This is a genomic window from Flagellimonas okinawensis (assembly GCF_029194005.1).
GTDB classification, from domain to species: domain Bacteria; phylum Bacteroidota; class Bacteroidia; order Flavobacteriales; family Flavobacteriaceae; genus Flagellimonas; species Flagellimonas okinawensis.
Map to the genome: position 1 here is coordinate 39,555 of NZ_JARFVA010000004.1, position 15,831 is coordinate 55,385.

The window sequence follows — 15,831 nt, forward strand, 5'->3', positions numbered from 1 at the left end:
TTCTTTTGAACAAATAAAAGAGGATTTGCTGCGTTATTTGATGAAATTCCCCCAATCAAATCTTTTACAAAACACAAAACCATTACATCATGGCAGAAAAACTTGTAGTTATATCAGATAAGTGGGGAGCCAAAAAAGGACTTTGGATAGCATCGTACTTCGGCTATCTCCAACAGTATTATGATATTGTTTTCCACGATTGCCAACAACTTGGAAATGTTGATGTTTCTATATTTTCCGAAGAGAACATTGATAAGGCTTTTAACGAAGGCGGTGTGGAAAGGGCCGTTTCCAATCTTATTAGAAAAGAATCAGAACCAGCCCATTTTTTGGCTTTTGGAACGGGGGCAGCGGTTACTTATAAAGCTGTATTAAAGGGGTTGCCTGCCAAATCGGTCACGGCTATTTCCGCGTTGGGAATTGAAAACGAAGATCAGTTATTATCCGCGGATGTAGATTTGATCTATGGAGAGTGTGATAAATTAAAACCAGGTCTAGGTTGGGCTAAAAGTGTAGGAGCCAAGCTTAGGATAGTCCCTAATTTTGGTCATAGCTTATATTCCGATGAAAAAATAATCTCCGATATTAGTTTGGAACTACTGGAAAAAGTAACAAAAAAAGCAGTCTGACTAAGAGACTGCTTTTAATTTTTTTACGGTTTCGTAAGAGAGTTTTTTCTCAGCGTAACTTTTGGTTACCTTGAATTCCGTTTCATCGCTACTGGGCAGTGTGAACATTGCATCGGTAAATACCGCTTCGCACAAAGAACGTAGCCCTCTTGCACCCAATTTATATTCCACAGCTTTCTCCACGATATAATCCAATGCCTGATCTGTAATGGTAAACTTGATGTCATCCATGGCAAACAGTTTTTCGTACTGTTTGATGATCGCATTTTTGGGTTCTGTTAAAATGGCCCTCAATGTTTTGGCATCCAAAGGGTTCATATGGGTCAGCACGGGAAGCCTTCCTATAATCTCCGGGATAAGTCCGAATTCCTTTAGATCTTTCGGTATGATATACTGAAGGATATTTTCTTGGTCCAGGTTTTCCTCCGCTTTGGAGGCGCTATAACCTACGGCCTGCATGTTCAATCGCTTGGTGATGATACGCTCGATACCATCAAATGCACCTCCGGCCACAAACAATATATTTTCAGTGTTGACTTCGATGAATTTTTGATCGGGGTGTTTACGGCCACCTTTGGGCGGCACATTTACCGTGGTTCCTTCCAAAAGTTTCAATAAGCCTTGTTGTACCCCTTCACCGGAAACATCCCGGGTGATGGATGGGTTGTCACTTTTACGGGCAATTTTATCTATTTCATCAATAAATACGATACCTCGCTCCGCTTTTTCCAAATTATAGTCGGCCGCTTGCAGTAAGCGGGTCAATATACTCTCAACATCCTCACCTACATAACCGGCTTCCGTAAGTACGGTTGCATCCACAATGGCCAAAGGTACATTGAGCATTTTGGCGATGGTCTTCGCGATAAGGGTTTTTCCCGTACCGGTTTGACCGACCATGACAATGTTACTTTTCTGGATTTCTATATCCTCATCCTTGCCCTTGGGCTGTAACAATCTTTTATAGTGATTGTATACCGCAACTGACATTACTTTTTTGGTTCTTTCCTGTCCAATCACAAAGGTGTCCAAGAAATCATGGATTTCCATTGGCTTTTTCAATACCAGTTCGGAGGATAGGTCTTGATTTTTGGATTGTTTGGACTCTTCGGCTACAATGCTATGGGCCTGTTCTATGCATCTATCGCAGATATGCGCATCAAGGCCGGCGATCAATAAATTGGTCTCGGGCTTTTTTCTTCCACAAAAAGAACATTCCAAGTTTTCTTTTGCCATATTTTTTAATCTTCAATCAACAATAACGCAAAAATAATAGATTTGTTCTGTGTTAAGTGATTGTTTTTAAATAAGTTGCTGGTGTTAGGATTTATCTCTTTCCAATATTTCATCGATCATTCCATAGGCTTTGGCCTCCGGGGCTTTCATCCAGAAATCACGATCACTGTCCTCATAGACCTTGTCAAAAGTCTGTCCTGAGTGCTTGGAAATGATCTCATAAAGCTCATCTTTGATTTTGAGTACCTCTTGGGCCGCAATCTCTATATCACTGGCCTGACCTTGTGCCCCAGAAAGCGGCTGGTGGATCATGACCCTTGAGTGGGGAAGCCCACTTCTCTTGCCTTTTTCACCGGCGCAGAGCAATACGGCAGCCATGGAGGCGGCTATACCTGTACATATGGTGGCAACGTCGGGCTTAATGAACTGCATGGTATCATAAATCCCCAATCCGGCGTAAACACTTCCTCCCGGGGAATTGATGTAGATCTGAATGTCTTTCGATGCATCTGCACTCTCCAAGAAAAGTAGCTGAGCCTGTATTATGTTTGCTACCTGGTCGTTGATACCTGTTCCCATAAAAATTATCCTGTCCATCATCAATCTGGAGAAAACATCCATGGCGACTGCATTAAGCTGTCTTTCCTCGATGATGTTCGGGGTCATGTTCATTGGGTACATGGTACTCATGAGCTTGTCATAGTACATGCTGTTGATACCGTGGTGCTGGGTAGCGTATTTTTTAAATTCTTTTCCGTAATCCATAGGATCTGACTCGATTTATCTTAAAAAAAAGGTGCCGAAAAATTAGCTTTCCGGCACCGTAAAGATACTTAATTTTCTTTTAGCGAAGCCTTAGCTGTACGCTTCCTTGATGAAGTCGTCGTAAGATACTTCCTTGACCTTAAGATTGGCCTTTTCTTTATATAGGTCCAAAAGTTTTTGGCTCATCAATTGCTCGGACAATCTTTTCACTTCGTCCTGGTTGCTCATTACCCTAGCGGCAACGCTTTCCAATTCTTCCTCTTTTGGGTCCATATGGCCATACTGTGCCATCTGAGATTTGATGAATCCTTTGGCAAATTCCTTCAATTCGTCAAACTGGACCTGAAGTTCATTTTCTTGGATGATTTTTCCTTCGATCAATTGATAACGCAGTCCTTTTTCAGATTTCTCGAACTCTTCCTTAGCTTCATCTTCGGTCAATGGATTTTCACCACTGATTTGGATCCATTTTTTCAAAAATTCGGATGGTAGTTCAAATTTGGTCTCGTCAATCAGTTTTTCCGTGATATCGTTCAACAATTTTTGATCCGATTGTTGCTCGAACTGTTTTTCGGAATCCTCTTTGATCTTGTCCTTCAATTCTTTTTCGGAAGTTACTTTTCCTTCGCCGAACAACTTGTCGAAAAGTTCTTGGTCCAGTGCGGCCGGCTCTCTTTCGTTGATTTCTTCTATGGTGAAGGTTACATCGATCTTTAGGTCGTCAGCCTTGTCACGGGCGATGCCCAATGCGCTAGATAGCAGATAATCTTCTTTGAAAAGTCCTTTTGTGGACAGGGTAACCGATTCCCCAACTTTTTTACCGACAAGGGCATCAATAGCTTTTTTGCTTTTGATCTTGTCCATCTCAATTGTGGTCTTGTGGTCGATTTCCTCATCTTCATTGGCAAAGAATCCGGTTACTTCGTCTTTTTTGCCCACTTCTGATTTGGAGATAAGTTTTCCGTATTGTTTTTGGATACGTTCCACTTGTTCGTCGATCATCTTTTTATCGGCCACGATTTTGTATTGGGTAACCGCTTTTTTGGTCTTCAAGTTTACATCGAAACTTGGCGCCAATCCCAATTCAAATTCGAAATCTAGATTGTCCTTGTCCCAGTCAAAATTATCTTGCTGTTTGGGAAGTGGATTTCCCAAAACATCCAACTTTTCTTCTGTAAGGTATTTGTTCAGATTGTCCTGAAGCAATTTGTTCACTTCATCCACCAAAACAGCCTTGCCATACTGCTTTTTGATAAGTCCCATGGGAACCTGTCCTTTTCTGAAACCAGGAATATTGGCCTGCTTTCTGTAATCCTTTAGGATTTTCTCTACTTTGTCCTGATAGTCTTCTTTGCTTATGGCAACCTTTACAACTGCATTAAGATCGTCAATCTGCTCTTTGGTTATATTCATTTCCTACCTAATTTGCTTTCTAAAAATGGGATGCAAAAGTAACTCTTTTTTGATTTGCTGCCAAGTTTTTAAACCGTTGACTTTCAAACAATATGAATTCTACTGATCTTCTTTTAGAACGGAGTGCAAAATTGCCTGCAAAAATGAAAGCAATAAACTGAATATGATGGCCCACCAAAAGCTTTCAACCTGAAAACCATCGATCAAATTTGCGGTCAATAGAATGATTATCGCATTGATTACCAGTAAAAAAAGCCCCAATGTTAGGATGGTGATGGGCAGGGTAAGTATTACCAATATGGGTTTCACCAAAAAGTTGAGCAAGCTGAGTACAACTGCAACGATTATGGCAGTGAACATGGAAGAAACGCCTACACCGGGCAAGACATAACTCAAAATTACGACAGCAATGGCATTTAATAGTAGTCTTAATATAAGTTTCATAGGTTTCAAATAGATTTTGATAAATAAAAAAAGGCACCGGATTTCGGTGCCTTTAAGATAAAGAAAATAATGTTTGTTTAGTCAATATATAGACCAGTGTAATCCAAAGGATTAACACCGGGCAAATTCGATCCGTATTTGGTGTTTATGGCTTGAATAAAGGCATTCGCTACAATCGCATAACCTCTTGGTGCCGGGTGTACGCCATCCAATGAAAATCCTCCTCCGGTGGCGAAAGTGGCATCAACAATACTTCCGTCAGCTTGCTGGAAACCATCTGTATTAAGCTCGTTCAGCAATGTGTTGGCATCTACAAAGGCAAGGTCGTAGGCTGCGGCCAAACCTGCAATGGTCTGGTTGTAAGATGTAAGTGCGGTTTCAACGATATCCTGCTCTTCCGGGGTCAACACCCATTGATCTGCCAAAGGAACCGCTACCCCGTTAATGGAAGTGGGATTGTTCGGGTCTGCCAGTGTACCGATAAAACTTCTTGAGGTAAGTACCATAAGGTCGTCTTCGGTGGCTTGTCTCATATTTATCAAAGCGGGATTGAAAGCTGTCAAGTCCGTAAGGTCTTCGTCAATGATCACCACGGCATTTCCTTCGCCTGGTGAAAAAGTGATGGTACGTTTTGCCAGTTCCTCTTCGGTAATAAGGCTCATTTGCTGTAACTGTGCCAAGCCGGCATTGTATGCTCCATATGCTTCGGCGCTGTTCAAATAAGCAGCTGTTGCCTCATCCAATGGGATGGGATTGTGAGGTACTGTAGTAAAGTATGGGATGTCCGTTACATTGGGTAGATTGGCAATGGCGCCCTCGGCTCCGTTTGCCGTCATGGCCTGTAATATGGCATCCAAAGACCCTGCAAATACATTGGGGTCCGTTACATCGTTCCTGGAATAGGTGCTTGGGTCCAAGTTTCCGTTCTGGTCTACACCTGTACCGCCACCTGTGGCATATACCAAAATATCGTTGGCGCCGGCCCATAATGTGAAAAATGTAGCCCCCTGTGCAGCTGCATCACCGATAACGGTCGCTGTTTCAGAGGAAGAGAACCTTGCGAAATAAGGGTTGGCGGTACCCATGGCAACCCCAGCTACGCTACCGTATCCGGGAGCCAATAGCTCATAACTTTTTGCGCCGGGTACACCCATATTATTGTATGTTCCGGTCAATTTATTGGAAACCTCTGTGGTGCCCTGTCCAGTCACTGGTGTTGGGCTTGGGCTTGCACCTAAAAAGGATAAAATCAATCTGTTGCCTGAAATGGGATTTCCTCCTAAGGTCATTCCTCCTAAGTTGTCCGCCATAAAGGGGATTTCAAAACTACCACCTCCCACTAGGGAAAAGTTCGATGCCAACATGTTCGGAAAGGAATTGGTCTGCCCATCTATGAACAAGGCGTTGTCCGAGAAACCTGCGGTCAATGAGTTGCCGACGGCCACGTAATTGGTAAAATCCGCAGAACCGGATGTGTATTCCACTGGTATTGGCTCTGGAGTGTCAATCGGGGTATCATCTTCACATGCAATCAAGAATAAGCCTAGAAAAGGGAGTAGGGCATAAAACTTTTTCATATCAAAATTATGTATCAGTTAGTTTATGTTAATAGTTATGGTAAAACCAGAATTAACCAAATCTATATCAAATTTGTCATACAGACAATTAAAAGGGTAAAAAAATTATGCATGCATAATAAAAAGGGGTGAATTTTAAGAATTCAGAAACCCATGGCTTTTATCGAAAAACTGTTTGGGGTTTTCGGCATGAAGCCAATGTCCCGCTCTATCAATGGTTTCTATTTGTGCATTGGGGAAATGTCTTTTTATCTCCGGAAAATCGTTGGGCTGTATGTACTCGGATCGATCTCCCCTTAAAAATAGGGTGGGGCCTTCGAATATGGCATTCGGGAATATGTTTTCCCCAATTTCTTCCATTTTGTTCTTTAACACATCAAAATTGAAACGGAACCCTAACTTTTCTTTTTCCACCCAATACAGATTTTTGAGCAAAAACTGTCTAATTCCTTTATCCTTGATATGCTTGGATAGTTCATCATCGGCTTCCCTTCTATCGGAAATTTGATTGAAATCCAAGTGTGAAAGTCCATTGAAGATAAAGTCGTGGTGCGGCGGGTAGTATTTCGGTGCAATGTCGGCCACGATCAATTTCTTGACCCTATTGGGATGTGTGGTTGCCAGTTGCATGGCCGTTTTACCACCCATGGAATGTCCCATCACGTAAGCAGAACCTATATTATGGTGGTCCATGTAATTGATGACGTCATCACTCAATAGGTCATAGTTGAACTCTTCGGAATGAAAACTTTTTCCATGATTGCGTTGATCGAGCAAATGAACTTGAAATCCGTTTTCGGAATATTGGGTGCCCAGGGTTTTCCAGTTGTCGGACATGCCCAAAAATCCATGTAGGATGATGAAAGGTTGTCCTTCGCCCAATATTTTAGAATGTAGTATCTCCATTATTTTAATCGGTGTAAGTACATGTTTACCACATTTTCGAGACCAAGGTATAGGGACTCACAAATCAGGGCATGCCCAATGGACACCTCCAAAAGATGTGGAATGTGTTCTTTGAAAAATTTGATGTTGTCCAGGCTAAGGTCATGTCCTGCATTTAAGCCAAGACCAACTTCGTGTGCCATTTTGGCTGCCTCGACAAACGGAGCTATGCCTCTTTCTTTATTGCCCTTGGCATATTCATCTGCAAAACTTTCCGTGTAGAGTTCAATACGGTCGGTGCCGGTTTCAGCGGCGGCCTTTACCATCTCAACATCAGGGTCTACGAAGATTGAAGTACGGATCCCGTTGTTTTTGAAAGTTTTGATCACATCGACTAAAAAATCTTTGTGCTTTTTGGTGTCCCAGCCAGCGTTGGAAGTGATGGCGTCTTCTGCATCGGGCACCAAAGTAACTTGTGTGGGGCCTACCTCGAGCACCAAATCGATGAATTTAGGAATCGGGTTGCCCTCGATATTAAATTCCGTGGTGACCACTTTTTTAAGGTCCCGAGCATCTTGGTAGCGAATATGTCTTTCGTCCGGTCTGGGGTGGATCGTGATTCCTTGGGCACCGAAAGATTCAATGTCCTTGGTTGCTGAAATCAGGTCGGGTACATTGCCACCCCTTGAATTTCGTAAAGTTGCGAGTTTATTTATATTGACACTTAACTTTGTCATGCAGATGATTTTTAGATTGTCAAAAATAAGAATTCGGCATGCCTTTTGCCATTTTAAATTAGTATTTTGCACCTAATTGAAATGTTATGTACATCCAAGACAAAATAATCAATACCGTCCCCGTTTTTGAAGTTTCGGAAACTTTGAGGGATGTGATCAAGTTTTTTGAGGAGACCACCTATTCTCATGTGGGCGTTACCGAAAACGGTGCTTATTTGGGATTGCTCTCTGAAAATGACCTGGCTTGCTTTGAACCGGAGAAGAAAATAGATGAATTCAGGTTTGAAATGGAGGATTTCTTTGTGACCAAGGAAACAGCTTGGTTGGATGTATTGGAGATGTTCTCGAGGAACGAGGCCAATGTACTGCCCGTCTTGGATGAGGACCGGTTGATATTTGGCTATTATGACTTGGAAGATGTTGTGGATGTTTTTATAGATACCCCGTTTTTTAAGGAGCCAGGTGCCATATTGGTGGTCTCCACAGGCATCAAGGACTATTCCTTTAGTGAAATCGCCCAGATTGTGGAAGGCAACAATGCCAGATTGTTGGGTGCATTTATAACCAAATCGGAGAACGATATAGTGGAAATCACCCTTAAGGTGGGAACACAGAGTTTGAATGAAGTGGCGCAAACCTTTAGGCGCTATAATTATACCATTGTTTTTGGCAACAGTGACGATCAGTTCTTGGAAGATTTAAAGCAACGTTCCAACTACTTGGAAAAATATCTTAACGTTTAGTATGAAGGTAGCCATATATGGTCAGTCCTTTCAAAAAGAGGACCAGCTCTGTGTAGAGGAGCTTTTGGACGAACTCAAGAAGTTGGATGCTTCGATTTATGTGGAGGAGAACTTCAACAAGCTTGTCGAAACCATAACCAAGGAGCAAGTAAAGGGGACCTTTACCCAGTATGATGGACTTGATTCCACTTTTGATATGTTCGTCAGCTTCGGCGGAGACGGTACCATGTTAAGGGCCGTTACCTATATCAGGGATTATGGAATTCCCATTGTGGGGGTCAACACGGGCCGATTGGGATTTTTGTCCACCTTTAAAAAGGAAAATGTACGCAAGCTCGTCACCGAATTTGAGGCAGGGCACTACACCATCGAGGAAAGGACTTTGGTAGAGGTCGAACTGGATTCCGAACTGGATGAATTCAATGGGTTGAACTTTGCCCTAAATGAGATAACGGTAAGCAGAAAGGACACAACTTCCATGATCACAGTGGAGACTTGGCTGGATGATGAATATTTGACCTCATATTGGTCGGATGGCCTTATTGTTTCAACCCCAACAGGGTCTACGGGCTATTCATTGAGCTGTGGAGGGCCGGTAATCGCCCCTTCGGCAAAATCCCTTGTACTAACCCCGATCGCACCACATAACCTCAATGCGCGTCCGCTGGTAATTTCGGATAACACCCAGATACGGTTAAAAGTGTCCGGTCGGGAACAGACCCACTTGGTCTCCCTGGATTCAAGAATTGCGGATATCTCTAACGGAAAGGAAATCCGAATCAAAAAAGCGGATTTCACCATAAAAATGATCGAATATAAATCAGAAAGTTTCTTAAAGACCTTACGCAATAAGTTACTTTGGGGGGAGGATAGGCGCAATTGACACTTTTGGAACAATAAAAGACGTGAAAAACTGTTTAACAAGGGAGAACAATTTAAACCATTTGTCTATTGACCTTCCTTTACTTTTAATTCTTCAAACTTTTTGGATAGTATGCGGATAGTATTGGCAGTTTTTTTATGCTGTGTGATCAAGGTAAGCGCACAGACCTATGAAATAGGTTTGTTCGCTGGTGGTGCCAATGTTATTGGTGATGTGGGAAGAACAAACTACATTTTGCCCTCTGGTCCGGCATTCGGCGGTATTTTTAAATGGAACAAGGGGAAACGCTATGCATGGCGTGCCAGTGTCCTATATGGAGAGGTGACCGCAGATGATACAAAATCCCATATGCAATCCCGACAACAAAGAGGTTATGTGGTGGATAATTCCATATTGGAGTTCTCCGCAGGACTGGAAATCAACTTTGTTGAATATAATCTTCATAAGCTCGGACCTGCCTTTACACCCTACTTATATACGGGTGTGACCTACTTTAGGTACGATTTTAATTATATTGATGCCCTTCAGATGCAGGATATTAACCAAAAAGAAGGTAGTTTTGCAATTCCAATGACGGTTGGGGCTAAGTATCGTTTAAATCAATTCTTGATCCTGGGGGCCGAAATTGGGGCCAGATATACTTTTACGGACAATTTGGACGCAAGTAACCCTCAAGGTTCCAATTTTGAGCAATTCCGATTCGGGAATATATTGAGCGACGACTGGTACGTTTTTTCAGGTATTACTTTAACGTATACCTTTGGGCGTAAACCTTGCCAGGATTGTTTTCAATAAAATGTATACACTAGAGGACGTAGACAAAGAAAAATTACCGCAGCATGTTGCCATAATAATGGATGGCAATGGAAGATGGGCCAAGCAGCGCGGCAAACTCCGAATGTTCGGACATGAAAACGGCGTTGAGTCCGTGAACCAAACTGTAGAGAGCTGTGCTAAACTTCAGATTCCATTTTTGACGCTTTATGCCTTTTCCACAGAGAATTGGAACCGTCCAAAGACCGAAATCGATACTTTGATGAGACTTTTGGTCAACGCATTAAAAAGAGAGCTGAAAACCCTGAACAAGCACAATATTAGGTTGAGGGCCATTGGCAGGATCGATACTTTACCGACAAAAGTGCATAAAGAGCTGACCGAAGTAATGTCCCAAACGGAGAACAATTCGGGAATGACACTTACCCTTGCATTGAGCTATGGCTCTAGGGAAGAGATTAAAACAGCAGTCCAAGCAATAGCGACCAAAGTTAAAAATAACATAATTTCCCCCGAAAATATTGATGAAACAGTTATAAATACACATCTTTACGCGCACTTTTTGCCTGATGTAGACCTACTTATACGCACTAGTGGCGAATGTAGGATAAGTAATTTTTTACTTTGGCAGATTGCATACGCCGAATTATATTTTATTGATGTATTTTGGCCCGACTTTAGAGAAAACCATTTGGTAGAGGCCATATTAAGTTACCAAAATAGAGAACGACGATTTGGAAAAACGAGCGAACAACTTAACTAAGGGTATCACAAATTTCATCCTTTCAACCCTTATTATCCCACTATTTTTATTTTCAGCCCACGGTATTGCCCAGGAGACCGATTTTGAGGAAGGCAAGCAATATATCTTGGGAGGTTTGAGCGTTACAGGGCTGCAGAGCTATAACGAGCAAACCGTCAAGAGTTATACGGGATTGCGAGTCGGGCAGCCCATTAAGGTTCCAGGCGATGAAATCAGTGCGGTAATCAAAAAGTTATGGAACCTTGACCTCTTCAGCAATGTGGAAATGTATTACACAAAAATTGAGGGGGACCAAATATTCTTGGAACTCAATATTACAGAAAGGCCTACATTGAACAATGTAACAGTATATGGGGTCAAAAAACGAAAAGTAGAGGATATCATTGACGATACCGACCTTAAAAAAGGGAAGAAGATTACGGAGAGTTTGATTGCCAATACCAAGAATTATCTTCAGAACAAATACAAGAAACAAGGCTTTCTCAATGCCAAAGTGAACATAGCTACAAGTGCCGATACCACAGGTAACAATGTTCAGAACATGGTGATCAACGTAAACAAGGGAGACAAGGTCAAAATAAAGAGCATCAATTTTGTCGGCAATGAAAAACTGTCCAATAAAAGACTTCGAAAATCACTGAAAAACACCAAGAAGAAGAAGTTCTACCGTTTTTGGAAGAAATCGAAATATATCGAGGCTGATTACCAAGAAGATCTGGATAACCTTCTCGATACATATGCCGAGAGAGGTTATAGGGATGCCAGGATTCTTTCCGATACCTTCGTTAAACTGGATCAAAAGAACATTGAGCTGACCGTAAAAGTGGAAGAAGGGGACAGATATTACTTCGGTGATATCGACTTCGTAGGAAACTCTGTCTATACAGATAGGGAGCTGGGTCTGGTTTTGGGGATCAAAAAAGGTGATACCTATAATGGAGTATTATTAAAGGAAAGGGTTGCCGACGATTCCGACCCTGATGCCACGGACCTTACCAATTTATACCAAAACAACGGGTATCTCTTCTCAAGTATCAACCCAGTTGAGGTATCTGCGGTAAATGATACCATTGATTTCGAGATAAGAATTATCGAAGGTAAGGAGACCTTCTTGGACCATGTGACCGTATCCGGGAACGAAAAGACGAACGACCACGTTATTTTCAGGGAGATCAGGACTAGACCTGGCCAAAAATATAGCAAGCAGAACATTGTAAGGACCATCAGGGAATTGGGACAGCTTGGATTTTTCGATGCCGAGCAAATAGTGCCGGATATCCAAAACCCAAATCCTAACGAAGGTACCGTTGATGTCAACTATAGTCTTGTAGAATCAGGGTCCAGTCAAATAGAGCTGCAAGGTGGTTTTGGCGGTGGTGGGTTCATTGGTACTTTGGGACTGTCCTTCAGTAACTTCTCCTTAAAGAATATTTTCAACAAGGAAGCCTACAAACCTGTTCCTATGGGAGATGGGCAGACCTTTGCCCTTAGGTTGCAGGCGAGTAGAACCTTTAGGGTCTATAGCCTTAATTTCTCAGAACCTTGGTTGGGAGGTAAAAAACCCGTGAGATTCAACTTGTCCCTGTCTAGAACACAACAGTTTGCCACGGGCTACGACCAAAATGGTAGGATCGATGTGGATCGGGACCGCGGGTTCGCCATTACCGGTGTTTCCGCAGGTTTGGCCAAAAGGGTACAGTGGCCGGATGACTTCTTTACCATTTCACATTCCTTGAGCTATCAGTTGTACGATTTTAACGATTATAACAGTGGACTCTTCAATTTTGGTAACGGAAGCTCCAACTCTTTGAGCTATACCTTTGGAATTTCCAGGAGCTCACAAGGGCCTAGTAGGATTTTCCCCATGTCAGGTTCCAACTTCGAACTGACCGCAAAGTTCACCCCACCTTACTCTTTGTTCAGTGGAAAGGACTACGGGCAATTAAAGCAGGATGTTGACGATACCACCAGAAGACTTTTTGAAATCGGTGAACCAGGGTCAACGGAAGAACAGTTGGAATTCAATCAGTTGAGAGACGAACTCGAGAGATTGGAAGAGGAAAGGTTCAAATTATTGGAATATTACAAGATCAAGTTCAAAGGTGATTGGTATACGAGAATCGTAGATAAGCTTGTTCTGCGTACCAATGCCGAGTTCGGTTTCTTGGGTGCCTACAACCATGATATAGGAGATGTTCCTTTTGAGCGTTTTTATGTTGGTGGTGACGGACTTGGAAACTTTACATTGGACGGTAGGGACGTAATACAGTTGCGTGGGTACGAGAATCAATCCTTGACCCCATATATTACCAATGCCATTACCGGGAGGTTGGAACAGGATGGGGGAACCATCTACAACAAGTTCTCCTTGGAGATGCGCTATCCACTTACACTAAAGCCGACTGCTTCCATTTATGCACTATCATTTTTAGAAGCAGGTAACGCCTTCAACAATTTTAATGATTATAATCCGTTTGAGTTAAAAAGATCTGCCGGAGTGGGGCTACGTATATTTATGCCGGCATTCGGACTCTTGGGGATTGATTTTGGATATGGCTTCGATACGGATGCCCGTCCACAATCCGTCGGACCAAGCGGCTGGCAAACGCACTTCATCATCGGGCAGCAGTTTTAATCAATGAAAATTCGTGTTTGGCTAATTTGTAAGTAGTTCATTTTAAATAAATTAGTTATTTTGGCACGATATTTTCTATGTAAAATGCGGAATCAAAGATGAATACCAAAGTTCTTTTATCATTAGTAGTTTTGATGTCTTCCCTTTATGGGTTTTCACAACGGGGCGTTCGCATAGGATATGTGGATATGGAATACATTTTGGAGAATGTAGAGGAATATCGGGATGCCACGGCCCAGTTGAACACAAAGGCCCAGAAGTGGAAACAAGAGATCGAACTGAAGCAAAGTGTCATCGATCAGATGAAAAAAGATCTGATGGCGGAAAAAGTGCTTTTGACCGATGAGCTTATTTTGGAGCGTGAAGAAGAGATTCAATTGTTGGAAAAGGAAATGCTGGATTATCAGCAAGACCGTTTTGGACCTCAAGGCGATCTGGTGTTGCAAAAACAACTGTTGATTCAGCCGATACAGGATCAAGTCTTCAATGAAGTACAAAAAATCGGTGGTAATAAAAGATACGATTTTATTTTTGATAAATCCGCAGATGTTGTAATGTTGTACTCCGAAAAACGGCACGATATCAGTGACTTGGTTCTAAGGGAGATATCACGGACCAGAAAGGTAAGTGCATCCAATAAGAAACAAGAACAACAGAGCCGTTTGGATCAGTTCAAAGAAGAGGAGGAAGAGGTCAGTGAGGCCTTGAAAGAAAGACAGGAACAAGCAGCGGAGGCCTTGGAGGAAAGAGAAAAGGCAGCAGAGGAACGGAGGGCTGAAAAGTTGAAGGAGCGAGAAGATCGCAAGAAGGCTTACGAAGAACGAAGAAAAAAATTATTGGAGGAGCGCGAAGCCAAGCGGAAGGCCAAATTGGAAGAGCGAAAAAAAGCGCAGGAACAACAAAAGGATTCAATAGGATAATGTATATTGAAACACTAAATTTAAAGTCAAAATAGTAACGTTGAGAATCATGAAAAATGTAAAAAGGATTGCTGTAGCCCTAGTATTGTTTGTTGCGGCTACTGGTTTTGTAAATGCACAGAGCAAGGTTGCACACATTAATGTACAGCAACTATTGTCCGAAATGCCGGAGATGAAGGCTGCACAAGCTGAATTGAAGAAATTGCAAGAAACCTATAGAGCAGATATCCAAAGCTCCATGACAGAGCTTCAGAACAAGTATACCCAATACCAGAACGAAGCCACTTCCAAAACAAGGGAAGAAAACGAGCAAAGAGCCGTTGAGCTTCAAGGGTACGAAAAGAACATTCAGGAAGCAGAGCAAGCAGCAATGCAAGAAATGCAGAAGAAGCAACAGGAGTTGTTCGCTCCTATTTCCGAAAAAGCCAAAGCAGCAATCGAAAAGGTGGCCGCAGCCGAAGGTTATGAATATGTAATCGATGCAAGCCCAGGATTGAGCTTGATTGTAGCTAAAGGAAAGGACCTTCTGCCAGCTGTAAAGCAAGAGCTTGGTTTCTAAACCATGATTTCACAATATTCAAGAAACCGCTTTTAATTAAAAGCGGTTTTTTTATGCAATAATAAGTTAAGAGGTTATTTTTAAGCATGGCAAAACCCATAGGAATTTTTGACTCTGGTGTTGGAGGTACCTCCATCTGGAAGGAAGTGGTCAGGATGCTTCCTTTTGAGGATACCATCTATTTGGCCGATAGTGCAAATGCCCCTTATGGCGAAAAACCAAAAGAAGAAATCCTCGGGTTAAGTGTAAAAAACACGGAATACCTTCTCGAGCAAGGCTGCAAGATAATTCTTGTGGCGTGCAATACGGCAACTACAAACGCCATAGACCATCTACGTTCCCATTATAATGTTCCTTTTATAGGGATTGAACCGGCGATAAAACCAGCTGCCCTTCAAACCAGAACAAAAAAGGTGGGGGTCCTTGCGACGAAGGGCACCCTCTCCAGCAACCTGTTCCATAATACCTCCAAATTGTATGCGGAAGGCATAACCGTTCTAGAGCAGGAGGGGAAGGGCCTGGTGGAACTTATCGAAGCAGGGAGGATTAACTCTCCCGAGATGTTCGAACTACTGAGGGGCTTTCTAAGACCCATGCTCGATCAGAATATAGATTGTCTGGTCCTGGGATGTACCCATTACCCTTATTTGATCCCTGTACTAAGGGAAATGCTTCCAGCCCACGTTCATATCATTGACTCCGGTGAGGCTGTCGCCAGACAGACAAAGGCGGTATTGGAGCGAAATGATCTACTGGCGGAAAAATCCAATAGGCCAAAGCATATCTTCTATACCAATGCCGAAGTACAGGTTTTAAAGGAATTGGTAGGGACTCAAGCTACCCGAGTTGCCCATCTGGATTTTTAATC

General features: G+C 42.5%; 16 protein-coding genes. 9 read left to right on the forward strand and 7 right to left on the reverse strand.

From position 1 onward, the window contains the following. Positions 1 to 89: 89 nt before the first annotated feature. Positions 90 to 629: a hypothetical protein gene (locus PY091_RS12200; protein ID WP_275649947.1), complete on the forward strand. Its 540-nt coding sequence runs from the start codon at positions 90 to 92 to the stop codon at positions 627 to 629. Here PY091_RS12200 and clpX read toward each other — a convergent pair whose 3' ends face one another. The 7 genes from clpX to PY091_RS12235 form a co-directional block, all read right to left on the reverse strand. After that, entirely contained in the window at positions 630 to 1,865 is a 1,236-nt protein-coding gene (gene clpX / locus PY091_RS12205; RefSeq protein WP_275649948.1) for an ATP-dependent Clp protease ATP-binding subunit ClpX, read from the reverse strand. Positions 1,866 to 1,949: 84 nt separating this feature from the next. Then, positions 1,950 to 2,630, reverse strand: coding sequence for an ATP-dependent Clp endopeptidase proteolytic subunit ClpP (clpP, locus tag PY091_RS12210; RefSeq protein WP_275649949.1), 681 nt, complete (start codon positions 2,628 to 2,630; stop codon positions 1,950 to 1,952). Positions 2,631 to 2,720: 90 nt separating this feature from the next. After that, complete coding sequence (gene tig / locus PY091_RS12215; protein WP_275649950.1) at positions 2,721 to 4,043, reverse strand: trigger factor; 1,323 nt, start codon at positions 4,041 to 4,043, stop codon at positions 2,721 to 2,723. A 99-nt stretch (positions 4,044 to 4,142) separates the two neighbouring features. Further along, entirely contained in the window at positions 4,143 to 4,487 is a 345-nt protein-coding gene (locus tag PY091_RS12220; protein ID WP_275649951.1) for a phage holin family protein, read from the reverse strand. Between the two features lie 77 nt (positions 4,488 to 4,564). Beyond that, the gene (locus PY091_RS12225) at positions 4,565 to 6,064 is read right to left on the reverse strand and encodes an SGNH/GDSL hydrolase family protein (protein ID WP_275649952.1); all 1,500 of its coding nucleotides are present in this window, start codon (positions 6,062 to 6,064) and stop codon (positions 4,565 to 4,567) included. A 135-nt stretch (positions 6,065 to 6,199) separates the two neighbouring features. After that, positions 6,200 to 6,970 carry an alpha/beta fold hydrolase gene (locus PY091_RS12230; protein WP_275649953.1) on the reverse strand — a complete coding sequence of 257 codons (771 nt, stop codon included), beginning with the start codon at positions 6,968 to 6,970 and terminating at the stop codon, positions 6,200 to 6,202. Then, entirely contained in the window at positions 6,970 to 7,686 is a 717-nt protein-coding gene (locus tag PY091_RS12235) for a pyridoxine 5'-phosphate synthase (RefSeq protein ID WP_275649954.1), read from the reverse strand. The genes PY091_RS12230 and PY091_RS12235 overlap by 1 nt, the downstream gene beginning before the upstream one ends. An 86-nt stretch (positions 7,687 to 7,772) precedes the next feature. Here PY091_RS12235 and PY091_RS12240 point away from each other — a divergent pair, with 86 nt between their 5' ends. The 8 genes from PY091_RS12240 (at position 7,773) to murI (ending at position 15,829) form a co-directional block, all read left to right on the forward strand. Then, positions 7,773 to 8,429, forward strand: a complete 657-nt coding sequence (locus tag PY091_RS12240; RefSeq protein ID WP_275649955.1) for a CBS domain-containing protein — start codon at positions 7,773 to 7,775, stop codon at positions 8,427 to 8,429. A gap of 1 nt (position 8,430) precedes the next feature. After that, positions 8,431 to 9,312: an NAD kinase gene (locus PY091_RS12245; RefSeq protein ID WP_275649956.1), complete on the forward strand. Its 882-nt coding sequence runs from the start codon at positions 8,431 to 8,433 to the stop codon at positions 9,310 to 9,312. 111 nt (positions 9,313 to 9,423) lie between these two features. Next, positions 9,424 to 10,107, forward strand: coding sequence for a type IX secretion system protein PorG (gene porG / locus PY091_RS12250; RefSeq protein WP_275649957.1), 684 nt, complete (start codon positions 9,424 to 9,426; stop codon positions 10,105 to 10,107). Between the two features lies 1 nt (position 10,108). Next, a complete protein-coding gene (locus tag PY091_RS12255; RefSeq protein ID WP_275649958.1) occupies positions 10,109 to 10,849 on the forward strand; it encodes an isoprenyl transferase in 741 nt (246 codons plus the stop codon). Further along, positions 10,821 to 13,484, forward strand: a complete 2,664-nt coding sequence (gene bamA, locus PY091_RS12260) for an outer membrane protein assembly factor BamA (RefSeq protein WP_275649959.1) — start codon at positions 10,821 to 10,823, stop codon at positions 13,482 to 13,484. The genes PY091_RS12255 and bamA overlap by 29 nt, the downstream gene beginning before the upstream one ends. 98 nt (positions 13,485 to 13,582) lie before the next feature. After that, positions 13,583 to 14,404 (forward strand): OmpH/Skp family outer membrane protein, encoded by an 822-nt coding sequence (locus PY091_RS12265; RefSeq protein ID WP_275649960.1) that lies wholly within the window; start codon positions 13,583 to 13,585, stop codon positions 14,402 to 14,404. 49 nt (positions 14,405 to 14,453) lie between these two features. Then, on the forward strand, positions 14,454 to 14,963 hold the full coding sequence (locus PY091_RS12270; protein WP_275649961.1) for an OmpH/Skp family outer membrane protein: 510 nt from the start codon (positions 14,454 to 14,456) through the stop codon (positions 14,961 to 14,963). A gap of 86 nt (positions 14,964 to 15,049) precedes the next feature. Beyond that, a complete protein-coding gene (gene murI / locus PY091_RS12275) occupies positions 15,050 to 15,829 on the forward strand; it encodes a glutamate racemase (RefSeq protein WP_275649962.1) in 780 nt (259 codons plus the stop codon). Positions 15,830 to 15,831: the final 2 nt, after the last annotated feature.

Coding starts and splice junctions, on each gene's coding strand:
- PY091_RS12200 (WP_275649947.1), top strand. CDS start 90: ATGGCAGAAAAACTTGTAGTTATATCAGATAAGTGGGGAGCCAAAAAA.
- clpX (WP_275649948.1), bottom strand. CDS start 1,865: ATGGCAAAAGAAAACTTGGAATGTTCTTTTTGTGGAAGAAAAAAGCCC.
- clpP (WP_275649949.1), bottom strand. CDS start 2,630: ATGGATTACGGAAAAGAATTTAAAAAATACGCTACCCAGCACCACGGT.
- tig (WP_275649950.1), bottom strand. CDS start 4,043: ATGAATATAACCAAAGAGCAGATTGACGATCTTAATGCAGTTGTAAAG.
- PY091_RS12220 (WP_275649951.1), bottom strand. CDS start 4,487: ATGAAACTTATATTAAGACTACTATTAAATGCCATTGCTGTCGTAATT.
- PY091_RS12225 (WP_275649952.1), bottom strand. CDS start 6,064: ATGAAAAAGTTTTATGCCCTACTCCCTTTTCTAGGCTTATTCTTGATT.
- PY091_RS12230 (WP_275649953.1), bottom strand. CDS start 6,970: ATGGAGATACTACATTCTAAAATATTGGGCGAAGGACAACCTTTCATC.
- PY091_RS12235 (WP_275649954.1), bottom strand. CDS start 7,686: ATGACAAAGTTAAGTGTCAATATAAATAAACTCGCAACTTTACGAAAT.
- PY091_RS12240 (WP_275649955.1), top strand. CDS start 7,773: ATGTACATCCAAGACAAAATAATCAATACCGTCCCCGTTTTTGAAGTT.
- PY091_RS12245 (WP_275649956.1), top strand. CDS start 8,431: ATGAAGGTAGCCATATATGGTCAGTCCTTTCAAAAAGAGGACCAGCTC.
- porG (WP_275649957.1), top strand. CDS start 9,424: ATGCGGATAGTATTGGCAGTTTTTTTATGCTGTGTGATCAAGGTAAGC.
- PY091_RS12255 (WP_275649958.1), top strand. CDS start 10,109: ATGTATACACTAGAGGACGTAGACAAAGAAAAATTACCGCAGCATGTT.
- PY091_RS12265 (WP_275649960.1), top strand. CDS start 13,583: ATGAATACCAAAGTTCTTTTATCATTAGTAGTTTTGATGTCTTCCCTT.
- PY091_RS12270 (WP_275649961.1), top strand. CDS start 14,454: ATGAAAAATGTAAAAAGGATTGCTGTAGCCCTAGTATTGTTTGTTGCG.
- murI (WP_275649962.1), top strand. CDS start 15,050: ATGGCAAAACCCATAGGAATTTTTGACTCTGGTGTTGGAGGTACCTCC.